This window comes from Corynebacterium sp. HMSC062A03 (genome assembly GCF_001811145.1).
Taxonomy (GTDB): Bacteria; Actinomycetota; Actinomycetes; order Mycobacteriales; family Mycobacteriaceae; genus Corynebacterium; species Corynebacterium aurimucosum.
Genome location: NZ_KV803647.1, coordinates 159,147 through 182,268, shown reverse-complemented (window position 1 = coordinate 182,268; position 23,122 = coordinate 159,147). Strand labels below are relative to the sequence as shown.

The window sequence follows — 23,122 nt, the reverse complement described above, 5'->3', positions numbered from 1 at the left end:
AGACCTCCCCACCCGCCGGTGCGACTAGACTTAGGCCTCATGCAGCACCGATTCTTTGAAGTAGATGTCTTCGCCACTGGGCCGTTTACCGGTAATCCCCTCGCCGTGGTTGCGGATGCCGATGGTTTGAGCACCGAAGAAATGCAGCGTATCGCACACTGGACCAATTTCTCTGAGACGACCTTCCTGTGCTCACCTACAGATCCTGGCGCGGACTACCGCGTACGAATCTTCACCCCGTACGAAGAGTTCCCCTTCGCCGGTCACCCCACGCTGGGCAGTGCGCGCGTCGCGGCGGAGCTATTAGGAAAGAGCGGGACCCTGATTCAGGAATGCGGTGTCGGGTTAGTAACCGTGCGCCAGGAAGAGGGCCGTTTCGCCTTCGCTACCCCGCCCTTACTGCGCCACGGGGAGCTCAGTGAGGCCGAGCGCTCCGAAGCAGCCGCCGTACTCGGAATCGATGAAGAGAGCATGGTTGACTCCGGCTGGGTGGACAACGGGCCTGGCTGGCGCTTGGTCCAGCTCGAATCTGCTGAAACCGTGCGGAAGCTTCGCCCCACACCCACCCCCGGCGTCAAGGTCGGCGTGGTCGGCCTCACCGGGGATACGGAGCCGGCATACGAGGTTCGCGCTATCACCGGGCAATTCGAGGACCCCGTCACCGGTTCCTTCAATGGCGGAGCCGCCCAGTTCCTCCGTGCCAAGGGCGCCGTTCCTGCCCGCTATACCGCGGCACAAGGCAGCCAAATAGGACGCGATGGCCGCGTCTTTATCGACGATGACGGGGACGAGCTCTGGGTTGGCGGCAACGTCCACATTCGCGTGCGCGGAACCCTGGGGTCCCGCGATGACTAAAAAGCCCCTGCCTTTTGAGCTGCACAATGATTTTGCCCAACGCCTGCCACAGATGGTCACGGCAAGCCGCGGGGAAGAACAGCCAGCTCCACGAATCGTGGCGCTCAATGAGCACCTAGCCGCCGAGCTCGGCCTCGACCCAGACTGGCTGCGCAGCGAGGACGGAATAGAGTTCCTCCTTGGCCGTGGAGCAGTCACTCCGCACGCGATGGCCTACGCGGGCTTTCAGTTCGGGCAGTATAACCCGGCAATGGGTGACGGCCGCGCCCTCCTCTTGGGCGAAGTCACCGGCCCCACCGCCGCTCACAACCCCACGGGCCTGTGGGATCTGCATGCCAAGGGCACGGGGCTGACTCCCTACTCACGCTATGGCTCTGATGGGCGCGGCACGCTGCGCTCAATGCTGCGTGAGTATCTCTTCTCCGAGTCGATGCATGCCCTAGGTGTGCCCACCACTCGGTCGCTGGCGGTGCTCGCCACCGGTCGCCCCATCCAGCGCCAGATGGTGGAAGAGGCAGGGGTTCTCGTGCGGGTGGCCGCGAGCCACATTCGTGTCGGTTCCTTCCACTTCGCCACGCACTCGCAGGTGCCTGGGCTACTGCAGCGCCTTGCCGCCTACACCAGTGAACGCCACTACCCCGGCGCCGACTTCCGGGAGCTGTTCACGCGCGTCGTGGAGACACAAGCCGCGACGGTCGCCGGGTGGATGCAGCTGGGCTTCATTCACGGCGTAATGAACACCGATAACACCACGTTATCGGGCGAAACCATTGACTATGGCCCCTGCGCGTTCATGGAAAGCTATGACCCCAACACCTGGTTTAGCTCTATCGATACGCAGGGACGCTACCGCTTTGGGCGCCAGCCCGACATGTTGAGCTGGAACCTTGCGCGATTGGCGGAGTCACTGCTTCCGCTTATCGACGACTCCCCTGACACCGCCCTCACCTGGGCTCAAGAGGCCATTGATACCTTTGGCGAGCGTTATGAGAGAGCGCGTCACCAGGAAGCACAGCGCTGCCTACAGATGCCCGAAGAGCTTTTCCAGGATTACAACGCTGCCCTCGTGCAGGCCGCCCCGGACCTCACACAAGCCAACCACAGCCTTGTCAGTGCCGCGGCGGGCGAGCCTGCGGCGGCCTATGAACTCCTCAAGGATAGACGTTTCGTTGATGCCTACTGCGCAAGTGGCCCCGACGCTGTGCTGCTCGAGCGAACCGTGCCGCGCGTGATTCCTCGGCCGCGGCTGGTCGAAAGCGCTCTGGGCGATGCCGAAGAGTTCGCCCGTCTTCTGCACGCCACCACGCATCCTTTTGATGCTGCGCCGGAGTATGAGCAGCCCGGCGGTGCCGAAGGCTATCTCACCTACTGCGGAACCTAAGAACCACGAGCGCAAACAGAAGCAAACACACCACCGCCCCGAGGTCTCCGTAGGAAAGGAAACGGAGTCTCGGGGCGGCGGTGCGTCTCTATCTTTCACTGCCACGCTCCCGGTCGGTTTCTCAGGCCGACCGCCCCGCGTGGCTGGGGTTCTCTCTATCTCTCTCGCATGCGCTCTCTCAAACGCACACCATCATTATGGGGCGCTGTCCTTGGTGAAGCGTTCCGGTGCACTGAACGCTTCCTGCCAATTACTGAGAATTACCTGCGAGGGAATCGCCGACGGGGCGAAGAGCGAGATTACTTGGTGTCCAGCTGCAGAGTCTTCTGCGTGTACTCCCACATCTCGTTGTAGAGCTTCTTGTCCTTGGACAGCTTAGTTCCATAGGAAGGAATCATCTCCTGGATCTTGTCGCCCCACTGAATCATGTTCTCACCGAAGCAGCGCTCCAGTAGCTCAATCATGATGGCTGGGGTGATGGAAGCACCCGGGGAAGCGCCAAGCAGACCAGCGATGCTGCCTTCTGGGTTGTTGATGAGGGTGGTGCCGAACTCCAAGGAGCCGAACTGCGGTGCACCCGCTGGCTTAATCACCTGGACACGCTGGCCGGCGATAACAGTCTCCCAATCAGCCGGGTCAGCGCTCGGGACGTATTCCTTCAGGGTTTCAACGCGCTTATCGAAGTCCTTGAGAACCTCAGTGACCAGGTACTTGGTCAGACCAAACTCCTGTGCTGCCACGCCCAGGTAAGAGGTGATGTTGTCCGGACGGATGGACTTGAACAGGTCCAGGTAGGAGCCCTTCTTCAGGAACTTCGGGGACCAGCCGCCGTAGGGACCAAACAGCAGGCCTTCTTCACCGTCGATGACACGGGTGTCCAGGTGCGGCACGGACATCGGCGGAGCGCCCACAGCAGCCTTGCCATAAACCTTTGCGTGGTGCTGCTTGACCAGCTCCGGGTTCTTGGAGCGCAGCCACAGGCCCGAAACCGGGAAACCGGCGAAACCAGAAACCTCACGGACACCAGCCTTGCGCAACAGGTCGAGTGCGTAACCGCCGGCACCAACGAAAACAAACTTGGCGTGGACAGCCTGGTAGTCACCGGTGTGGAGGTTCTTTGCCACCACGCGCCACTTGGAACCTTCACGCTTGATATCAACGACCTCGTGGCCATAACGGATCTCGGTGCCGGCAGCCTTAGCCGCAGTGAAGAACTGCTTAGCCAGGGCGCCAAAGCTGACGTCGGTGCCCGCATCGGTCCACGAGATGGCAACCTTCTGGGAGTTGAAGTCACGGCCCTGGGACATCAGGGGCAGCTTCTCCTGGAAGGTGGCGTCATCGTCGCTGAACTGCATGTTCGGGAACATGTGGTTATCCTTCAGCGCGTCGAAGCGGCGCTTCAGGTAATCCACCTGGATGGAGCCCTGTGCAAAGGACACATGCGGAACCGGGTTGATGAAGGCCTTCGGGTCCGTCAGGATGCCGTTGTTGAGCTGGTGGGACCAGAACTGGCGAGAAACCTGGAACTTCTCATTGATATTCATAGCCTTGGAAACATCAATGCGGCCGTTCTTTTCTGGGGTGTAGTTCAGCTCGCACAGCGCGGAGTGGCCGGTACCGGCATTGTTCCACGGGGAAGAGGACTCAAGCGCAGGGCCGTCCAAACGCTCGAAGACCATCTGCGTCCAGCTGGGCTCGAGCTCACGCAGCATGGCGCCGAGGGTGGCGCTCATAATACCTGCACCAATGAGTGCGACCTCAACCTCGTCTACTACTTGTGCTGTCTTCTTATCGGAGGACACTGTACTTATTACCTCTTTGAGTCGATGTATTCGTTGTGGTCAAGTGCCCTGCGCATGTGGGTACACAGGGCGCGGTGAGAAAGCGCTCGACGATGCTAGGAAGCAAACCGGCATACAGACCTCCCCTACGAGAGGTCCGTCAAGCATTAATTCCACTTTACGCCCCTAAATGAGAAATAGGCATTCCTGGGAAAATAAATGCCCGAATATGAAACCACTACCCCTTTTGTGGTGCAGGACAACTGTGGCTAGCGCTCCGCCCCGACGGACGCACCTGGCTGTACGGCCTATCATGAGCTCCATGACATATGACGAACTCGAATGGTCAACAGATCTCCTCGGGCCCGATTTCCAAGCCGCCACCCTTGAACTCGGCGCCGACCCTGATGGCGAGGGCGATGTGTGCGCGACGCTCGTGCGCTACTGTCCCGACACGGATGCCCACGATGACCGCCCCGCCTTGGTGTGGGTCCATGGCATGACGGATTACTTCTTCCACGATCACGTAGCGCGCTATTTCTATGAGCTCGGCTATGCCTTTTATGCTCTCGACTTGCGCAAGTGCGGGCGCTCCCGGAGGGACGGCCAAACCTGGCATTACATCAGCGATATGAAGTATTACGACACCGACCTCAACGCGGCTCTCGACGCCCTCCCCAACCAGCGTGTCGTCATCATGGGCCACTCCACCGCCGGCACCATCATCGCACTCTGGCTTGATCGCCTTCGCCGCCAGGACCGCGAACACTTCACCCGCATCTCCGGTGTCGTCTTCAACAGCCCCTGGTTGGCCATGATGGGAACGGCGGATAAGACTTATGAGGTGCTCAAGCACGTCATCTATGCCGGCGCTGCCATCGCCCCAAAATTCCCGATTCCCGGAGGCGATCTCACTGCCTACGGGGAATCTATCCATGCCGAGGAGCAGGGCGACTGGGATTTCGACCGTCGCCTCAAGCCACTGGGCGGGCACCCGAAATACCTGGGCTGGGTAGCAGCGGTCTTCCATGGCTTCGACGCGATCCATTCCGGCCGCATCAACATGGGACTCCCGCTGCTGACCATGACTTCAGGACGCTCCGAACTCAATCAGCCTTATAGCGAATCCTCTAACACCGCCGATGTTGTTGTGGACGTACGCCAGAGCCAGCGATGGGCCAAGGAGCTCAGCGCCCGTTACACGCTCCACGTTGTAAATAATGGGCGCCACGATCTCTTTCTTTCCCGCCCCGAGCCGCTGCAGGAAGCATTCTCCACCGCCGCGGAATGGTTGCGCGCCGTGGCCCCTCTTGAGACGGATTAGACTCGCCCACCTCGCGCTTTTCGGCCTGCACGGGTTGCGGCTAGGCAGCCTCTAGAATGGTCGGCATGACTTCCGCACAGCACTTTGACCTCGTCATCATCGGCACTGGGTCGGGAAATTCAATCCCCTCCCCTGAGTTCGACGATAAATCCATCGCCATCATCGAAAAGGGAACCTTCGGCGGAACCTGTCTCAACGTGGGCTGCATCCCAACGAAGATGTACGTCTACGCTGCCGACGTGGCACTCGCCGCGCGCGAGGCAACCCGTCTTGGGCTCAGCGCCCACGTGGATGCTGTGGATTGGGACGGCATTGTCGAGCGCGTATTCCACAACCGCATCGATCAGATCGCCCGCGGCGGCGAAGAGTACCGCCGTGGCGAGGAAACGCCGAATATTACAGTCTTTGATCAACATGCTCGGTTCATCGGACCGAAAACCCTGCAAGCGGGCGATGACATCATCACCGGTGACAATATTGTTATTGCTACCGGCTCAAGCCCTGTACTGCCCGAACCCTATGCCAGCTCTTCCGTGCCGGTCCACACCAACGAGGACATCATGCGGCTTGAGAAGCAGCCGCGTAGCCTCATCGTGGTCGGTGGCGGCTACATCGCCATGGAATTTGCCCACGTCTTCGACGGCCTGGGGACGGAAGTGACCGTGGTCAACCGCTCGGAGAAGTTCCTCCGGTTCCTTGACGAAGACTTAAGCTCCCGGTTCAACGACATCGCACGCGAGCGTTTCGACGTCCGCATTGGCACCGCCACAGCACTAGAGGAAACCGCAGACGGTGTACGCCTAACCTTGGATAGCGGTGATGTCGTGGAGGCGGAAGCCATCCTCGTGGCCACCGGCCGCCAGCCCAACGGCGATCAGATGGATCTTTCTACCAGCGGTATTGAAATGCACGAGGACGGGCGCATCAAGGTCGACGAGTTTGGTCGCACGACCTGCGAGGGCGTGTGGGCGCTCGGCGATGTCTCCTCTCCTTACATGCTCAAGCACGTAGCCAATGCGGAGCAACGAGCGGTACAGCACAATCTGTTGCATCCTGAAGACCTCCGTCCCATGCCGCACGAGCACATCCCCGCTGCCATTTTCACCCACCCGCAAATTGCGACGGTGGGACTTACTGAGGCACAAGCCCGCGAAGAGGGCTATGACGTCACGGTGAAGGTGCAGAACTTTGGCGACGTTGCCTATGGATGGGCTATGGAAGACTCAACAGGCATCTGCAAGCTCGTGGCCGATCGTGCCACCGGCAAGCTCCTCGGCGCCCACATCATGGGCCCACAAGCGTCCACTCTTATACAGCAGTTGATCACTGCCATGGTCTACGACCTTGATATACGCGAGTTCGCTCGCTCGCAATACTGGATCCACCCGGCACTGCCAGAAGTAGTGGAAAACGCAGTTTTGGGACTAGAGTGGCAGGAGTGAAAGTTACATCGGATTGAGTGATCTTTTTCACATTGCGATTAAACTAATTTCACCAAAAGCCCTGAATCGCACTACAAGCACTTTTTAACACCAACAACATCTGTCAGCACCCTTTCAGAATTTCACCCATTTTGGGGGTGATAGCCGTGAGGGCTTAAAAGAAGACTCAAACTGACGTGCATTTTGCCTGACCGTTGGCTAGGTTAATTACAGACACCGGAACGAGCCGATACTCTCTACCGGCTCAGTGTGTTTTGGGGATACCAAAATAATCCCTATCCCTGTAAATCAAAGCCTCCTACTCTGGAGGCTTTGCACGTACGACTCTAAGGACTTTTGATATGCGTATCCGCAATGCAGCCATCGCCGGCGCTACTGCTCTCGCTGTTGCTTTCGGCGGCTCCACCGTCGCTTTCGCTGAGGACGCCAACGGCTCCGCTCAGGAGAACACCAACTCTTCCGCTTCCACCGACAACGGCTCCTCCTCCGCTGAGGACAACACCAACTCCGAGGCTTCCCTGTCCTCCAAGATTGGTGACTGGTTCTACGTTAATGAGAACGACAACAAGGGCACTGCGGCTGACGGCCGCGCCATCTTCGGCTCCTCCAAGCACGAGAACTGCGATGCTGACGAGACCGAGGAAGAGTGCACCACTCTCGGCGACCAGCCGGCTTGGGCCAAGGCTTTCTACGGCCTGGGCATCGCTAGCGCCATCGCTTCCGTAGCTGGCTTCATCGGCGTTGTGTACAACTTCTTCGTCCACGGCCCGTCCTTCTAAGACGTCTCCCTTACACACTTTTTCCGAAAGGTTTAAATTTCATGCGTAACTTCCGCACCGCTGCCGTTGCCGCTGCAACCGCCGCTTCCGTTGCTTTCGCCGGCACCTCCGTTGCCTTCGCTGCAGAGGACAACGAGACCGAGAACACCTCCTCTTCCAACCTGTCCTCCGCATACGACAAGGTCAAGGAAGACGACTCCGACGAGACCCTGTCCTCCAAGTGGGGCACCGCTACCGAGAAGGACAGGAAGGTCACCGGCGAGGACCTCTTCGGCAAGAAGCGCGCCGAGGATAACCCGCAGTGGGCTGAGATCTGGCGTGGCGGCACCTACGCTGCCCTCGGCACCGCAATTGCAGGCGCCCTGTTCGCTGCCTACAACTTCGCTGTGTACAACAACATCGTTCCGGCACACGTGCTGGACCCGATTTTCCGCCGCTAATTAAGTTGCGGGTACGCTGACTGACTCAGCGCACTTCATTAGCGCCCATCCTCGCATCGTGGGGGTGGGCGCTTTTGCATGCCTAGGCACCGATGAACTGTGGAGATACTCTAACTCTCTTAATAATTGCTGAGTGAATTGCTACAGTGGTGTGCCCGACAGGGGGATTTGGCGGCCTCAAGTAAACATCTAAGAGTGGTGCCGTTCCAGTGAATCCTGTCAATGTTTACGCTAGAATCGCTCAAGTGACTTGGGGCACCCTATAGTTACTCCAGTTCCTACGAGGTTTAAAAGGATTCACACTATGCGCATTCGCAAGGCCACCATTGCCGGTGTTACCGCTCTCGCTGTTGCATTCGGCGGCACCACCGTTGCTGCCGCTGCAGAGGGCAGCAGCAACGATTCCACTTCCAACTCTTCCGCATCCGCTGGTGAGCAGCAGGGCACCCAGAAGGCAGGCGGCTCCTCCGCACTGGGCAAGGCGCTCGAGGCTGAGAAGGAAGCCAACGGTCAGAACATCTTCGGCCAGAACTCTTCTATCTCCACCGAGCCGAAGTGGGCACAGGCCTTGGCTGGCATCGGCATCGTCGCCACCATCATCACCATCGCCGGTGGTCTGGTTGGCCCGGCACTGAACTACCTCAAGTTCGGCATGTAGTTCTCCCCTTCCCCCTTCTAACCCACTTTTTGAAAGGCTTTTCTCAAGATGCGTAAATTCCGCACCGCCGCCGTTGCTGCTGCAACCGCCGTCACCGTCGCCTTCGCTGGCACCACTGTTGCTTCCGCCGCTGAGGCCGTTGAGGGCTCCGGCCTGACCGACGCGCAGGTTCAGGAGGAGCTCAAGAAGGATGCTACTTCCTCCGAGATGTCTTCCGCACTCTCTTCTGAGGGCGAGGGCTCCCTTTCCTCCAAGCTGGGCGGCGTGACCGACGGCAACATCACCGGTAATGGTGCTGACGCCTTCGGCTCCACCAAGAACCCGTCCCAGGTTCCGCAGTGGCTGGACCTCTGGCGTGGTGGCACCATCGCTATGGTTGCCGCTGCTGCTGTTTCCTCCGCTGTTGCTGCCTACAACTACGCTGTGTACTCCGGCAACATCCCGGACTACGTTGGCCAGGCCATCAAGAACGTCTCTTTCTAGTTCACGCTTTTACTGGCAGTACAAAGCCCTCCGCCCCACCGTGTACCGCACGGGAGGTGGAGGGCTTTGTTTCTTTTTGGCAATGTTTAGGCGCCTAGCGCTTAAACGCCTGCGCTTAAACGCTAGGCCTCATCCGGCAGGGTGAGGATCTCGTTGCCGTCATCGGTGATCACGATGGTGTGCTCGAACTGGGCGGTGAACTTTCCATCCGTGTTCTGGACGGTCCAGCCGTTATCCCAAATCTCATAATCCAGCGAGCCCAGGTTAATCATCGGCTCGATGGTCAAGGTCATTCCGGGCTCGAGGATGTCTCGGTAGGTCATGGAATCGTAGTGCAGCACAACCAACCCGTTGTGGAAAGTAGGGCCTACGCCGTGCCCGGTAAAGTCAGTGACCACGTTGTAGCCGAAACGGTGAGCATAAGACTCGATGACGCGTCCGATGACGTTAATCTCACGGCCCGGCTTAGCGGCCTTAATGCCGCGCATCATCGCTTCCTTGGTGCGCTCTACCAGCAACTTGTGTTCCTCGGTGACGTTGCCGGCAAGGAAAGTAGCGTTGGTATCGCCGTGGACACCATTCTTGAACGCAGTGACATCGATATTGACAATGTCACCGTCCTCAATCACCGTGGTATCCGGGATGCCGTGGCAGACAATCTCATTGAGGGAAACACAGCAGGATTTCGGGAAACCCAGGTATCCCAGCGTCGACGGGTATGCGCCGTGGTCACACATGTACTCGTGCGCAACGCGGTCAATCTCATCCGTGGTCACACCGGGAGCCACAGCCTTTCCCGCCTCCTGAAGGGCGTTGGCGGCAATCCGGGAGGCCTCACGCATGGCCTCAATAACCTCCGGGGTCTGCACGAATGGCTCGCCCTGAGCTTCCTGGACCGTGTCCTTCCACACGTACTCGGGGCGCTCAATATCCTTCGGTACCTTGCGGATTGGGGTATCTTTTTCTTGTTTCAGCATCGCGCGCTTAGTCATAACTACTCATGGTAGCCCTCTTCCCCAGTACCCGACAAAGAGCACCATGGGCGCGCTTATGAGCGCGCGCTACTGCTCTCGTGCGGGAGCAACCTCGCCGTGGCCTTCCGCGCGGAGGGCGTCCAGACGCTGCAAGAAATTATCGGTGATGTTGACCGAAATCGTCGAGCCACCACCCAAAACGACGAGTGTTGCGAACGCAATGTCATCATCCCGGAATCCGGTGAACCAGGCGTGCGAGCCGCCGTTGATTTCCGCCTCACCGGTCTTGCCGTAGACGGTCCCCTGGGCCTGCATTCCTGCGGCGGTACCGCTCGCCACTACTTGGCGCATCATGTCACGCACGTGAGCCAGGGTTTCCTCGCTGGGCGCGGGGACCTCCTCGGAAACCTTGGTTTCGCGTGACTCGATGAGCGTTGGCGTCGGGGTCTTGCCTGCCGCAACTGTCGAAGAGACAAGGGCCATGCCAAAGGGAGACACAAGGTCCAGGCCCTGACCATAGCCAGCTTCCGTGCGCTCCAGAGGAGTCTCGCCCTCGGGGACGGAGCCGGTAAGCGTCGACAGCCCCGGCACCTCATAGTCGATGCCTAAGCCATATTGCTTGCCCACATCGCGCAGCTCTCCCTTCGGCAGGTCCGTCGAGATCTGCGCGAAGGTGGTGTTACAAGATTGCGCGAAGGCTTGGCGCAGCGGCACAGAGCCGAGGGAGAAACCGTTGTAGTTGGTCACGGTTCGCCCATACAGGTCCATGGTTCCGGGGCACGGCACGATGGAGTCTGGCGAAAGGCCTTGCTTGTCGACGCCCGCCGAGGCCGTAATGATCTTAAACACCGATCCGGGAGGGAACTGTCCTTGGAGGGCAATATCGCCCTTCTTATCCGCTTCTGGAGTTTGGGCCACAGCAAGTATCTCGCCCGTCGAGGGGCGCATGGCCACGATCATGGCCTCGTACTCGGGGCGCAGATTGACCGCTTCTTGAGCGGCACGCTGGACGTCGTAGTCCAGCGAAACTTTGACGGAAGGGGCTGCCTCGGGTTCGTGATACTCGACGTCGGAAAGCGCGGCGCCGTGCTCGTTGACTACCGAGACGGACCAACCATTCTTGCCGTCTACGTCTTCGGAGACCAGGGAACGCACGCGGGCGAGGATATCTGGGGCCAAACCAGTATCGCGCGTAATGAGCGCCGGTTCCTCGTTAAAGCGAATCCCCTTCTGGTTCTCCAGGACTGGGCGCAGCCGCGCTGCCTGAGCCTCATTGAGCATGGTGACCGAATAAGCGCCATCAACCTCTTCAAGATTCTTGGCAAGCTCTCCGGAATCAATTTCGGGGAAGGAATCATCCTCCCGGTGCGCCTGGCTCAGCGCGCCGGATACTTTCGCGGCGACGGGGCGGGGATCGTCGACGGCGTCGGTGTCGACGACGAGCCGGTATTGCAAGCCCGGAGACATGAGTTCCACCCCATCGGAGGAGACAACGCCTGCGCGCTTCGGCGCGATCGAACGCAGCTCAAGATGCTGGTGCGCGCCGAGATCGGGATGAATGATGCTGGGCTGCCAGCGCACGGTCCAATCCTTATCCTTGCGCGTCAAGGCCATGGACGTGTCATAGCGCAAGGAACGATTGCGCGGCAGGGCCCACGTCACTGAATAGTGCGCAGTCGCCTTGGCTTCCTCCTGTTCAACGTCGGTCAATTCAACGTCGAGGCCCTCTGCTTGCAGGCCCGCGAAGGTTGCGTCGAGAGTGTTCGTGGCGGTGGTGCTGTCATCAACAAGCTGCGCCAAGTCCTCATTGTTGCGGGTTTCCATGTCTTCTAGGAATTGCTCAGCAACTGGGCGTGCGGACACCGGCTTGGGGGTACATCCCACCAAGGACGACGCCGCGATGCTTGCCGCACCGAGCAGCGCCACGAACTTCTTCATGATTGGGCAGCGTAGCAGCCAAGGGCGGCCTGACGGCCGCCCCACACCGCAGGTGGACTACTTGGTAACGCGAACCTCAGCCTTGGCGCCTTCCACGGCTTCCAAGCCCTGCTCTTCTGCCAGACGCATTGCCTCTTCGATGAGCGTTTCCACAATCTTGGATTCAGGAACGGTCTTGATGACCTCACCCTTAACGAAGATCTGGCCCTTGCCGTTACCGGAAGCTACGCCAAGGTCAGCGTCGCGGGCCTCGCCCGGACCGTTCACCACGCAGCCCATGACGGCCACGCGCAGCGGGAACTCCATACCGTCGAGGCCCTCGGTGACCTCGTTAGCCAGCTTGTAGACGTCCACCTGTGCGCGACCACAGGACGGGCAGGAGACAATCTCCAGCTTGCGCGGGCGCAAGTTGAGGGACTGCAGAATCTGGTCGCCGACCTTGATCTCCTCGACCGGATCCGCCGACAAGGACACGCGGATGGTGTCACCGATGCCTTCGGCAAGAAGGGCGCCGAAAGCGACCGAAGACTTGATGGTGCCCTGGAATGCGGGGCCGGCCTCAGTAACACCGAGGTGCAGTGGGTAGTCACACTGAGCGGCGAGCTGGCGGTAGGCCTCCACCATGACGACCGGGTCATTGTGCTTCACGGAAATGGCGATATCGCCATAGCCGTGCTCCTCGAAGAGGCCAGCCTCCCACAGTGCAGACTCAACGAGAGCCTCCGGGGTAGCCTTGCCGTACTTTTCCATGATGCGCTTGTCCAGGGAGCCTGCGTTAACGCCAATGCGAATCGGAATACCAGCATCGCCGGCTGCCTTTGCTACCTCCTTGACGCGGCCATCAAATTCCTTGATGTTGCCCGGGTTGACGCGGACAGCGGCACAGCCGGCATCGATGGCGGCGAAGATGTACTTGGGCTGGAAGTGAATATCGGCAATCACCGGGATCGGAGACTTCTGCGCAATTGCCGGCAAAGCCTCCGCATCCACCGTCTTCGGACAAGCCACGCGAACGATATCGCAGCCACTGGCGGTCAGCTGAGCAATCTGCTGAAGGGTGGCGTTGACGTCATGCGTCTTCGTCGTGGTCATCGACTGCACGGAGATGGGGTGGTCAGAGCCCACGCCAACCTGGCCAACCATGAGCTGACGCGTCTTGCGGCGCGGCGCCAAGGTGGGAGGTGGGCCGTCGGGAATACCAAGACCAATAGGGGTCGACATGTGTGCTCCTTGCTAATTGGGTTTTAACGCCCCTACTCTAGCACCGCGCACGACAGCGGGAGCAGGCAGCTAGATCACTAGCCAAACAGCCGAATTGGGTTGACCACGTCCGCAATCATGATGAGCGCACCCACCGCCATCAGAACAAAAGCCAGCACATAGGTCACCGGCATGAGCTTGGTGTAATCCGCCGGCCCCTTCGGTTCCTTGCCCATAAGACGGCGCAGGGCATCACGAATCTTCTCGTAGAAAATGACGGCGATGTGACCGCCGTCAAAAGGCGGAAGCGGAATGAGGTTGAACAGCGCGAGGAAGAAATTGAGGGTGGCCAGCATCATAAAGAAGGAGGACCACAGACTGCGCTCCACCAGCTCGCCGCCCACGCGGGAGGCACCCACCACAGACATGGGCCCGTTGACATCACGCTCCTGCCCGAAGATAGAAGCCACCACACCCGGAATCTTTGCCGGGAATTGGGCGATGCCCTGGACGGTGGCGTTCAAGGCATTTCCCGAATAACGAGCGGTGGCCGGGATAGCGTCGACAAAGGAGTAGGTCTCCCTGATATCGATAATCTGGTTGGTCATGCCGATGGCGCCGACCTTCACCAGCTGCCCCTCCGCGTTGAGCCGGGTCACTGTTGCAAGCGTGATATCGAAATCACGCGGTGCACCATCCCGCTCGACCGTAAGGGTGACGGTGTCACCGGGGTAGTTCATGACGGTATCGCGAAGCTGCGCGAAGGAGTCCATCGTTTCGTCGTTGAGCGCGACAACGATATCCCCTGGTTCCACACCCGCTTCGCCGGCTGGGCCCAGCCCCTGGCAGGGTTCTAATTCGCCCTCGGCATTCTGATTCGCGGCACAGGACACCTCCCCTACGCGCGGGCGAACATCCGCGTCTGGGTTGGGCAAGCCCGTGGTCATTGCGATCATCAACAGGATAATGAATCCCAACAGCAGGTTGACTGTGATACCACCGGCCAGCACGATGATCCGCTGCCACGCCGGCTTCTTGTACATGGCATAGGGCGCTTCTTCCTCCGTGAGGAATTCATCCTGCGCCGTCATGCCCGCGATATCGCAAAAGCCACCTACCGGAAAAGCTGCAAGGCCATACTCGGTGTGGCCACGCCTAAAAGAGGCGACGCGCGGCCCAAAGCCAATAAAGTAGCGTCGCACCCGCATACCGAAAGCGCGGGCAGTAAGCATGTGGCCTGCCTCGTGCAAGGCAACGGTGATGCCGATCCCCAAGGCGAAGAGGACTATACCGAGGACATGTGCCATAAACTAGGGGGCTTTCTAACGAGCGAGCGAATCCACCATCGCATTAGCGCGACGGCGGGCCTCACCTTCCACGGCGAGGACATCATCGACGCTAGAGGGTACACCAGCAAACTCTGAGGCCTGCCCCACGACGTGGCTAACCACGTCCACAATTTCCGGGAAGTGAATACGGCCCGCCAGGAAAGCAGCTGCTGCCTCCTCGTTCGCGGCGTTATATACGGCAGCGTGGGTGCCTCCGGCAGCGGCCACCTCACGGGCAAGGCGGACGGCCGGGAAGGCTTCGTCATCGAGCGGCTCGAAGCGCCACTCATGCGCGGTGGAAAAGTCCAGCGCCGGCTGCGCGCCTGGCACGCGGTGCGGCCAGTCCAGTGCCAAGGAGATCGGGAGCTTCATCGACGGCGGGGAGCATTGTGCAATCGTGCAGCCATCGGTGAAGGTGGCCATGGAATGCACGATGGATTGGGGGTGGACGGTGACGTCAATGAGGTCCGGGTGGACGTCGAAAAGCAGCGTCGCCTCGATGAGCTCCAGCCCCTTATTCACCAAAGTCGCCGAATTCAGGGTGTTCATCTGCCCCATCGACCACGTCGGGTGCTGTGCTGCCTGCTGTGGGGTGACATCCCACATCTCCTCGCGTCCCCACCCGCGGAAAGGACCACCGGAGGCGGTGAGTACGAGGCGCTCAAGCTCCACGCCGCTTCCTGCGCGCAGGCACTGCGCCATGGCGGAATGTTCGGAATCCACCGGGATGATCTGGCCCTCCCCCGCCAAGCGGGTCACGATGGAACCACCGGCAACGAGGGATTCTTTGTTCGCCAACGCCAATAGTTCGCCCTTCTCCAAGGTGGCGATGGTGGAGGCCAAGCCCATGGAGCCCACAAGCGCGTTGAGGACCTTATCGGCGTCCACCGCCTTGACCAGCTCCTCGGCAGAGTCTGGACCCGAGAGCACGGTGCCACCGAGGGCGTCGGAAACGGTGCGTGCCGCATCGGGCTTGGCGACGGCCACGTGGTCAAACGAAAGGTTGAGGGCACGAGCCTGCTCGATGACGAGCTGTGGGTTAGAACCGCCGGCGGCGATACCCACGACCGTGAACTTATCTGGGTTATCCGCGATAACGTCCAGAGCCTGGGTGCCAATCGAGCCAGTAGAGCCGAGAATAAGAATGCGTTGGGTATTCACCCTGTCAACCCTAGCCGGTCAACCCTAGCAAGAGTCGTGAGCGCTGCACTAGCGATAGTCGGGGGTGTTTAATCGCGGTTATCGGCAGGATCATTTAAACTACTACACAGAATAACTGGCATTTTTCGTGCGCTCGCTCGAATCAATTAGTTCTAAGCAGGGTGAGCTGCATGTACACGCAAAGGAGAGCAAGTGTCTTCCCACAAGCCGGCATCGCAGGTTTTCGACGGCGTATCCACCGATGACGTCCCGTCCGCAGGTTTTGGCTGGTCCCGCATCAGCCGCTCGGGCGTACAGATCGCTGGTTGGACGTCCGTCGTGTTCCTGCTTGCTTATAACTTTGGTAACCACAAGGGCCACGTGGAGACGATTTGGCTCTTCGCCCTGGCAATCCTGATTGCCCTTGGTTTGGTCATTTACGCTCTGCAGCCAAAGCTCTCCCAGGTACGCACCCTGACCGCCCGTAACAAGCCGGTAGGCCACGAGGAGCCGGACTGGGCATATGAGCAGAAGACTGTTCACAACGTCTACGCCTCCCTGACCGATGATGAGCTGCGCGCCCTCAACATTGAGCCCTCCCGCGTTGCTCACCTCCGCGGTGTTTCCGAAGGCCGCCACGCTGCCAAGCCGGTGACCAACTAAAGCTTCTTCGCTTTAAACGAAGCTCCCTCTCCTACCAGTTCAAGGTTTGAACTGGTAGGAGAGGGAGCTTTTTCTATCTGTCCTGCCCCCTAACTCACATAGCGATTCACCGTGGCATAGATTTCCGGCGTCCGCTCTTGTGCCCTGTTTCCGGCGAACCGCCAGACACCGGCGTAGACAAGAGCGGGAACCAGCAGCGAAACTATCATTGCGACAAACAACAGCGACCCACCTCGCTCGTAAGCGAGGACAGAGATCACAATGCCGGGAAGCGCGGGCACCCACACCAACAACATGCCGACAAACGCAGTGAGAAAAGCACCAGCAGAATAGCCAGACTTATCGTTCCACCGGTTCTGCCCAGGAGCGGACAAGGGATAAGGGTTCAGCACGGTCAGGCCCAAGCCCACCGCCGCCGTAGAGATAAACACGCCTACGGCCACAGCTGTGCACAACAAGCCCAAGGTGAAGTTCTCACTAAAGACAAGAACCACTACGGCAAGCAGAACGAACCCAAGAAAAGGAATAGTCACGTGTGCGAGGTGGCGCGCATGAAGGATGGTGCGTGGGGCAACCGGCGCCACCATGTGGACCCAATTCGATGGCCCATCGAAACCATAATCATTAGCCAAGAGCGAAGAGAGCACGATTGCGCTAAAGCACAGCATGAAATAGGCGGTGAAATCATCGCCTCTCCACAACTGATAAAGCGTCAGCACACCAAACAGAGGCATCATGTACAGCATGCCTGTTTGCCGTTTATCACGGGTGAGATAACGCAACGCGCGGGTATATTCCATCGCCGCAGGGCTGGAATAAGACCACGCGCCCAACTCCAACTTGGATACCCCCTTTTCTGTCACCTCGCTGGCTACGTCACCACCCGCTCCCGGATTGCGCATGAGGCTGGATATCTGGCGCGACCACACCCAGCCCAGCAGGCCAAGGCTGGCCGCCGCGATCAGTAGTTGGGCTAGGGCGGTGAGGAAGTGGCCGTCGGCAAGCGCGAGCGCCCACCCCACCCCAGCACCAAACGGTGTCCAGGCGCTGATCGCGCCCACGGTGTGAAGCGGCGGCAAGGACTCCAGAACGCTCTGCGCCTGCAGCATGCCAAAGACCAGGAGGCCCATAACCACCATTGCCGCAATTTGGGTGCGGGATTTCTGGGAATCTGCGATGGCGGAGGCCACTTGACCAAGGCATTCGCCGAAGATGATGGTCGTCGCGCACGATAAAACCATGCCGACGACGAAGGGCACTGCAGCCCACCCTGGCCCCGTCAGAATTAGAAAAACACTTCCGATGATCGCATACACCAGGGAAAAGACGACCGACATGATGGCGCGGGTGGTCAGCAGACTAGAGAAGAGGAGGCCTGGAAGGACCTCGCGGGGCGACAGCGGGAGCGCTCCCAGAGTTGTCGGGCTCAGCTGGTTCTCCCCCGCCGGCATAAAGAGAGCGAGGAGTACGTAGATGAGCATGCCGCCAGCCACCCCAACAGTCAGCGCTTGGTAACCGTTGCCCGGGGCGGTGATATCGGAATACACCATGAATGCGAGCGAAAAGAGGCCGATTGCACCGTAAACCAGCATCATAAGCCCCATGATGAGCGTCGACGGGTTGGAGGCAACACTGCGCCACCACAGGGTGCGGTGAAGCCTGAACAGAGTGGATGTCATTCGCTATCACCCGCCGCTTGCGAGCGCAGCCATCCAAACTTCGAGGCGTCCAGGTCCCGTCCCCCAACGGCCGCGATGAACAGATCGCTGAGACTTTGACCCTGTCGAACATCATCCACGTGGCCTGCGGTGATAACTTGGCCGCCGTTGATGATGGCCACGTGGTCACACAGCCCCTCGACGAGCTCCATAACGTGTGAAGACAAAATAACCGTGCCACCACGCGAGGCATAAGCGCGCAGCATCTGCTGGATGAGGCGTCCAGAGACCGGATCCACTGCTTCCAGCGGCTCATCCAAGATGAGCACCTCTGGGTTGTGCAGGACGGCTCCCGCCAAGAGGATCTTCTTGGTCATGCCGGCGGAATAATCCGCGATGCGCTTATCGGCGGCATCGGAGAGGGAGAGGGCGTCGAGAAGCTCCTGTGCACGGCGCAGCGACTCGGTGCGCTCCAGTTTGTGCAAAGCACCGAGGAAGTGCAAATACTCCACGCCCGTGAGGCGATCAAAGACCGGTGCCCCATCCATGAGCAACCCCATGGCCTGCTTGGCGGGAATGGGCTCATCCCACACATTGTGACCGGCAATGAAGCTCTGGCCCGAATCGGGGCGCTGGAGACCACAGGCCATGGTCAGCATCGTGGTCTTGCCCGCACCGTTGGGCCCCACTATCCCGTAGATGGATCCGCGTGGAACATCCAGGTTGAGGCTATTGACAGCGATCTGAGAACCAAAGGACTTGCGCAGATCGCGCACAGCCAGAGCTTGGGTGCGCGGATCAACGGCTAAGTCCTCTCGATAAGGATGAGTCATAAGCATTAACGGTATCAAGAACCATTAATGCTTTGTCCTCCGGCAAAACTATCGTTAGGAAACTGTAAGCAAAGCCCTTAAGCGGTCTCGCGCTCATCAGCGGCAAGCTGGCCACAAGCCGCAGCGATTTCATCCCCCTTGGTATCGCGCACGGTGCACGGCACGCCTTGCGCGATGACGCGGCGAACGAACTCGTCCTGGCGCGCCTTCGGGGCAGCGTCCCACTCCGAGCCCGGTGTGGGGTTGAGCGGAATGACGTTGACGTGGACCTTAGAGCCCAGTGCCGCATGCAGCTTCCGGCCCAGCATGTCGGCGCGGAAATCCTGATCGTTCTTATCGCGGATCAACGCATACTCGATGGACACGCGGCGGCCGGACTTATCGGCGTAGTACTTAGCAGCATCGAGCACTTCTTCAACCGGCCAGCGGTTGTTAACCGGCACGAGGGTATCGCGCAGTTCGTCGTCCGGGGTGTGCAGGGAGACTGCGAGGGTGCAGGATAAATCCTCATCCGCGAGCTTACGGATGGCCGGTGCCAAGCCGACCGTGGACACCGTGACATTGCGCTGGGAAAGGCCGAAACCGGTGAGGTCAGAGCCGGTTATCTGGCGCACTGCATGGACCACGCGCTTGTAGTTGGCCAGCGGCTCGCCCATACCCATGAAGACAACGTTGCTTAGGCGCCCGCCTTCTTCTTCCATGAGGCGAGCAGCGTGCCTAAACTGCTCCACGATTTCCGCGGTGGACAGGTTGCGATCCAAACCTCCCTGGCCGGTGGCGCAGAATGGGCAGGCCATGCCGCAGCCAGCCTGGGAGGAGATACACAGGGTGGCGCGACCTGGGTAGCGCATGAGCACGGACTCCAACAGGGTGCCATCGTGCAAACGCCACAGGGACTTGGTGGTTTCCCCATCGTCGGTGGAGGTTTGCCGAATGGGCTCCATGAGCGTGGGGAACAAACGCTCCTGGACCGCCTCGCGGGCGGCGGCCGGGATATCCGTCATCTCGGAAACATCGGCGGTGTGGTGGACGTAGTAGTGCTTGGCCAGCTGCTTTGCCCGGAACTTGGGCAGGCCAAGTTCCGCGAGCACCTCAATGCGCTCGGCCTGGGTCAAGTCCGCGAAGTGCTTCGGGGGTAACCCGCGGCGCGGAGCGGAGAAATTCAGTTTCAGTGGTTCAGCCATGGTAGAGCCCATTTTCCACGTTTTCGGCCACATTATCCAATCTAAGCTCTGCTGGAGTGGCGAAAGTGACATCTCACCCTATTTAATAGATACATGACGAATCCAGAAAACTCCCCTGAGGAATTCCGTACCACCACCCCGGCTGAGGAGCCGCTGACTGATTACACCGCGGAAGCCCCCGCCACCGAAGGCTCAGTAGAGCCAGTTCCAACCACGCCGGATTATGAGAACAAGAATGAAGGCAAGGTGAAGGGCTCCTTCGCTGCCAGCACGTGGATTGCCCTGATCGTGGGCTTCCTGCTGCTCATCGTCCTCATCATCTTCATCCTGCAGAACCAACACCAGGTACCGCTGAACTTCCTTAACTGGTCCGTCCAGTTCCCGGCGGGCGTCACCTACCTCATCTGCGCCATCGCCGGTGCCCTTATCATGGCCCTCGTCGGCGGCTGGCGCATGTTCGAGCTGCGCCGCCAGGTACGCAAGCAGGCTCGCCGCTAAACCTAAGGTGCAAGGGTGGTGAGGAAGCTCATCGCCACCCAGGTCACCATCGCGGAGGGCAGCATGCCGTCCAAACGGTCCATGATGCCGCCGTGCCCCGGCAGCAAGGCGGACATATCTTTGATTCCCAGTTCGCGCTTGAACTGGGATTCCACTAAGTCACCGAGAGTGGCGCAGAAAACCAGCCCCAAGCCCATCAGCGCGCCTACCCACGGCTTGTGGTGAAGAAGGAATGCGAAAGAAAGCGCACCGGTCAGGGTGCCGAAGACTACGGAGCCGGCAAAGCCTTCCCACGATTTTTTAGGGCTCACCGCAGGTGCCATGGGGTGCGAGCCAAACATCACGCCGGCGATGAAACCACCGGTGTCTGAGGCGACCACGCAGAGCATAAACACGACAATCGACGCCGCCCCCGAAGCAAACGGCGTTTCCACCCGTGAGAGCATCGCGGCAAACGTGCCGAACAAGGGGATCCACGTCAGCACGAAGATACCCATCGACATATCGCGAAGATAGTTAATTGGCGGGCGGTGCCTGCCGTTATGGAAGAGGCGCCCAAACATGAGGGCTAGGACCGCGACCACATACACCGCAACAAGGCCCGGGGCATTAAGAAACCACGAGACCCAGAGCATTGCCTGGCCGAGAACGATCAGCAGGGTGCGTGGGACATAGTAGGAGTGCTCCCGCAACCGAGTCAGCACTTCCCACATGCCCAAGCCCACCGCGGCAGCGACGACGAGGTACCACACAAGAGGCCCAGCCCACACCGCGAAGACGACGAGCGCGCCTAGGCCGACGCCGACGGCAATTGCCGCGGGCATGTCTCGCCCCGCAGAATTCTTGGGTTTGGGCATCCGACTCGAGTGCTCAGTGCTCACGCATGCTCCTCATCTCATCGTGGGTGGTCTGGCTCTACACAGAAAAGACCGCCGTGCTGGCCGGTGCCTGGCGCGGCGGCAAATCAAAGCTCTAAAAGTGCGGAGGCTAGACCTCCATGAGCTCCTCTTCCTTATTGGCGACGAGCTTGTCCACCTGCTCGATGTAGCCGGAGGTAATCTTTTCCATCTCCTTCTCGGCAGCGATAACCTCGTCCTCGCCGGCGTCACCATCCTTCTGCAGCTTCTTAAGCTGCTCCATGGCGCGGCGGCGGATGTTGCGGATAGCAATCTTGCCATCTTCGCCCTTGCTCTTGGCCATCTTGACCATGTCGCGGCGACGTTCCTCAGTGAGCTGCGGGATGGTCACGCGCAGCACCTGGCCGTCATTGGTCGGGTTCACGCCCAGATCCGAGTTACGGATTGCGTTCTCAATCTCGTTCATCACGGACTGCTCATAAGGCTTGATAAGCAGCATGCGCGGCTCTGGGACCGAGATGGTGGCCATCTGGGTAATCGGGGTCGGCACACCGTAGTACTCAGCAACCAGGCCGTTAAACATAGCCGGATTGGCACGGCCAGTGCGGATGGTGAGCAGCTGCTCGCGGGTGTGCTCAACCGAAGCGGTCATGTGCTCTTCAGCTTCGAGCTGGATCTCGTCGATCATGAGGGTTACAACTCCCTTGAAATAGTCAAAAGTACTGGGAAAGAATTTAGCAGGTCGCGGCCTATTTGTACTAGGACTGGACCAGCGTGCCGATCTGCTCGCCGTTGACAGCGCGCTTGATATTGCCTTCCGTGAGAAGATTGAAGACCAAAATCGGCATGTTGTTGTCCATGCACAGACTGAATGCTGTGGCATCAGCCACCTTAAGGTTCTTCTCAATGACTTCGCGCGGGGTGATTTCGGAGTACAGCTCCGCGTCCGGGTTGGTGCGCGGGTCGGCGGAGTAGACGCCGTCGACAGCCTTGGCCAGGAAGAGGACCTCCGCACCGATCTCCAGGGCGCGCTGCGCGGCGGTGGTGTCGGTGGAGAAATACGGCATGCCCATACCGGCACCGAAGATAACTACGCGGCCCTTCTCCAGGTGGCGGTCGGCGCGCAGCGGCAGATAAGGCTCCGCAATCTGCGCCATGTTGATGGAAGTCTGCACGCGGCAGTCAATGCCTTGCTGCTTGAGGAAGTCCTGCAGCGCCAGGGAGTTCATGACGGTGCCCAGCATGCCCATGTAGTCAGAGCGGGCGCGGTCCATGCCACGCTGCGAAAGCTCGGCACCGCGGAAGAAGTTACCGCCACCGATAACGACGGCGATTTCAGTCCCCTGCTTCGCCACCTCGGCGATTTGGCGGGCAACATTTTCTACAACATCAGGATCGATGCCGACCTTTCCACCGCCGAACATCTCACCGCCCAGTTTGAGCATGACTCGCTTGTATCCGGTTCGCTTCGGTTCAGGGGTAGTCACGGTCTTCATCGTCTCCTTCACGCATGGCGACGCTTCAGTTAAGCGCTTGAATAATTCTGTTCCATCTTAACCATAGGAAGGCGCTGTCATATATTCAGCTGCGTGCGGCCCCCACCCTCAGGGGCGGGGACAAAACGGCGAACTCCCTCCCCCAAGTTTCTTCCACCGAGCACGCAGCCCTGGGGAGAAAGAGGAGGAGGGAGTACTCGCAGTCACCGG

Annotated in this window: 22 protein-coding genes; 10 read left to right on the top strand and 12 right to left on the bottom strand. The window is 59.6% G+C overall.

The genetic code is table 11. The features are described from left to right. Positions 1 to 39: 39 nt before the first annotated feature. Together HMPREF2781_RS01825 and HMPREF2781_RS01820 are read left to right on the top strand one after the other, a co-directional pair. The gene (locus tag HMPREF2781_RS01825) at positions 40 to 855 is read left to right on the top strand and encodes a PhzF family phenazine biosynthesis protein (RefSeq protein WP_070643863.1); all 816 of its coding nucleotides are present in this window, start codon (positions 40 to 42) and stop codon (positions 853 to 855) included. Then, entirely contained in the window at positions 848 to 2,236 is a 1,389-nt protein-coding gene (locus HMPREF2781_RS01820; protein WP_070643860.1) for a protein adenylyltransferase SelO family protein, read from the top strand. Before HMPREF2781_RS01825 ends, HMPREF2781_RS01820 begins: the two co-directional genes overlap by 8 nt. A 299-nt stretch (positions 2,237 to 2,535) precedes the next feature. On the opposite strand, the gene mqo is transcribed toward HMPREF2781_RS01820, so the two are convergent. Beyond that, positions 2,536 to 4,038: a malate dehydrogenase (quinone) gene (gene mqo, locus HMPREF2781_RS01815; RefSeq protein ID WP_070643858.1), complete on the bottom strand. Its 1,503-nt coding sequence runs from the start codon at positions 4,036 to 4,038 to the stop codon at positions 2,536 to 2,538. 301 nt (positions 4,039 to 4,339) lie between these two features. On the opposite strand from mqo, the gene HMPREF2781_RS01810 reads away from it, so the two are divergent. From HMPREF2781_RS01810 to HMPREF2781_RS12680, 6 genes are all read left to right on the top strand, one after another. Beyond that, positions 4,340 to 5,341: an alpha/beta hydrolase gene (locus tag HMPREF2781_RS01810; RefSeq protein WP_070643855.1), complete on the top strand. Its 1,002-nt coding sequence runs from the start codon at positions 4,340 to 4,342 to the stop codon at positions 5,339 to 5,341. A 56-nt stretch (positions 5,342 to 5,397) separates the two neighbouring features. Next, on the top strand, positions 5,398 to 6,783 hold the full coding sequence (gene mtr / locus HMPREF2781_RS01805) for a mycothione reductase (RefSeq protein WP_070643852.1): 1,386 nt from the start codon (positions 5,398 to 5,400) through the stop codon (positions 6,781 to 6,783). A 341-nt stretch (positions 6,784 to 7,124) separates the two neighbouring features. Then, entirely contained in the window at positions 7,125 to 7,562 is a 438-nt protein-coding gene (locus tag HMPREF2781_RS01800) for a hypothetical protein (RefSeq protein ID WP_070445621.1), read from the top strand. Positions 7,563 to 7,603: 41 nt separating this feature from the next. After that, positions 7,604 to 8,002, top strand: a complete 399-nt coding sequence (locus HMPREF2781_RS01795; RefSeq protein WP_070445619.1) for a hypothetical protein — start codon at positions 7,604 to 7,606, stop codon at positions 8,000 to 8,002. A 304-nt stretch (positions 8,003 to 8,306) separates the two neighbouring features. Continuing rightward, on the top strand, positions 8,307 to 8,660 hold the full coding sequence (locus HMPREF2781_RS01790; protein ID WP_070643849.1) for a hypothetical protein: 354 nt from the start codon (positions 8,307 to 8,309) through the stop codon (positions 8,658 to 8,660). Positions 8,661 to 8,708: 48 nt separating this feature from the next. Continuing rightward, positions 8,709 to 9,143, top strand: a complete 435-nt coding sequence (locus HMPREF2781_RS12680; RefSeq protein ID WP_236659257.1) for a hypothetical protein — start codon at positions 8,709 to 8,711, stop codon at positions 9,141 to 9,143. A gap of 122 nt (positions 9,144 to 9,265) precedes the next feature. On the opposite strand, the gene map is transcribed toward HMPREF2781_RS12680, so the two are convergent. The 5 genes from map to dxr all read right to left on the bottom strand — a co-directional run bounded on the left by map (position 9,266) and on the right by dxr (position 15,744). Further along, a complete protein-coding gene (gene map / locus HMPREF2781_RS01780; RefSeq protein WP_070527034.1) occupies positions 9,266 to 10,135 on the bottom strand; it encodes a type I methionyl aminopeptidase in 870 nt (289 codons plus the stop codon). 69 nt (positions 10,136 to 10,204) lie between these two features. Beyond that, positions 10,205 to 12,055 carry a penicillin-binding transpeptidase domain-containing protein gene (locus HMPREF2781_RS01775; protein WP_070643846.1) on the bottom strand — a complete coding sequence of 617 codons (1,851 nt, stop codon included), beginning with the start codon at positions 12,053 to 12,055 and terminating at the stop codon, positions 10,205 to 10,207. Positions 12,056 to 12,112: 57 nt separating this feature from the next. Continuing rightward, positions 12,113 to 13,276, bottom strand: coding sequence for a flavodoxin-dependent (E)-4-hydroxy-3-methylbut-2-enyl-diphosphate synthase (gene ispG / locus HMPREF2781_RS01770; protein ID WP_070445607.1), 1,164 nt, complete (start codon positions 13,274 to 13,276; stop codon positions 12,113 to 12,115). Between the two features lie 77 nt (positions 13,277 to 13,353). Further along, positions 13,354 to 14,562 (bottom strand): M50 family metallopeptidase, encoded by a 1,209-nt coding sequence (locus HMPREF2781_RS01765; RefSeq protein WP_070643843.1) that lies wholly within the window; start codon positions 14,560 to 14,562, stop codon positions 13,354 to 13,356. Positions 14,563 to 14,577: 15 nt separating this feature from the next. Continuing rightward, positions 14,578 to 15,744: a 1-deoxy-D-xylulose-5-phosphate reductoisomerase gene (gene dxr, locus HMPREF2781_RS01760; RefSeq protein WP_070643841.1), complete on the bottom strand. Its 1,167-nt coding sequence runs from the start codon at positions 15,742 to 15,744 to the stop codon at positions 14,578 to 14,580. 192 nt (positions 15,745 to 15,936) lie between these two features. Between dxr and HMPREF2781_RS01755 the strand changes: the two genes are divergently transcribed. Continuing rightward, positions 15,937 to 16,386: a DUF2631 domain-containing protein gene (locus HMPREF2781_RS01755; RefSeq protein ID WP_070520063.1), complete on the top strand. Its 450-nt coding sequence runs from the start codon at positions 15,937 to 15,939 to the stop codon at positions 16,384 to 16,386. Between the two features lie 89 nt (positions 16,387 to 16,475). Here the strand turns inward: HMPREF2781_RS01755 and HMPREF2781_RS01750 are convergent, their stop codons facing one another. From HMPREF2781_RS01750 to rlmN, 3 genes are all read right to left on the bottom strand, one after another. Further along, positions 16,476 to 18,065, bottom strand: coding sequence for an ABC transporter permease (locus HMPREF2781_RS01750; RefSeq protein WP_070643838.1), 1,590 nt, complete (start codon positions 18,063 to 18,065; stop codon positions 16,476 to 16,478). Beyond that, positions 18,062 to 18,883 carry an ABC transporter ATP-binding protein gene (locus HMPREF2781_RS01745; RefSeq protein ID WP_070643836.1) on the bottom strand — a complete coding sequence of 274 codons (822 nt, stop codon included), beginning with the start codon at positions 18,881 to 18,883 and terminating at the stop codon, positions 18,062 to 18,064. Before HMPREF2781_RS01745 ends, HMPREF2781_RS01750 begins: the two co-directional genes overlap by 4 nt. A 71-nt stretch (positions 18,884 to 18,954) precedes the next feature. Then, positions 18,955 to 20,061: a dual-specificity RNA methyltransferase RlmN gene (gene rlmN, locus HMPREF2781_RS01740; protein ID WP_070643908.1), complete on the bottom strand. Its 1,107-nt coding sequence runs from the start codon at positions 20,059 to 20,061 to the stop codon at positions 18,955 to 18,957. A 93-nt stretch (positions 20,062 to 20,154) separates the two neighbouring features. Here rlmN and HMPREF2781_RS01735 point away from each other — a divergent pair, with 93 nt between their 5' ends. Beyond that, positions 20,155 to 20,559, top strand: a complete 405-nt coding sequence (locus tag HMPREF2781_RS01735) for a LapA family protein (protein ID WP_070643833.1) — start codon at positions 20,155 to 20,157, stop codon at positions 20,557 to 20,559. Positions 20,560 to 20,561: 2 nt separating this feature from the next. On the opposite strand, the gene HMPREF2781_RS01730 is transcribed toward HMPREF2781_RS01735, so the two are convergent. The 3 genes from HMPREF2781_RS01730 to pyrH form a co-directional block, all read right to left on the bottom strand. Next, the gene (locus tag HMPREF2781_RS01730) at positions 20,562 to 21,416 is read right to left on the bottom strand and encodes a phosphatidate cytidylyltransferase (RefSeq protein WP_174878629.1); all 855 of its coding nucleotides are present in this window, start codon (positions 21,414 to 21,416) and stop codon (positions 20,562 to 20,564) included. A gap of 130 nt (positions 21,417 to 21,546) precedes the next feature. Then, on the bottom strand, positions 21,547 to 22,104 hold the full coding sequence (frr, locus tag HMPREF2781_RS01725; protein ID WP_010190379.1) for a ribosome recycling factor: 558 nt from the start codon (positions 22,102 to 22,104) through the stop codon (positions 21,547 to 21,549). A gap of 70 nt (positions 22,105 to 22,174) precedes the next feature. After that, a complete protein-coding gene (gene pyrH / locus HMPREF2781_RS01720; RefSeq protein WP_010190380.1) occupies positions 22,175 to 22,912 on the bottom strand; it encodes a UMP kinase in 738 nt (245 codons plus the stop codon). Between the last annotated feature and the right edge of the window lie 210 nt (positions 22,913 to 23,122).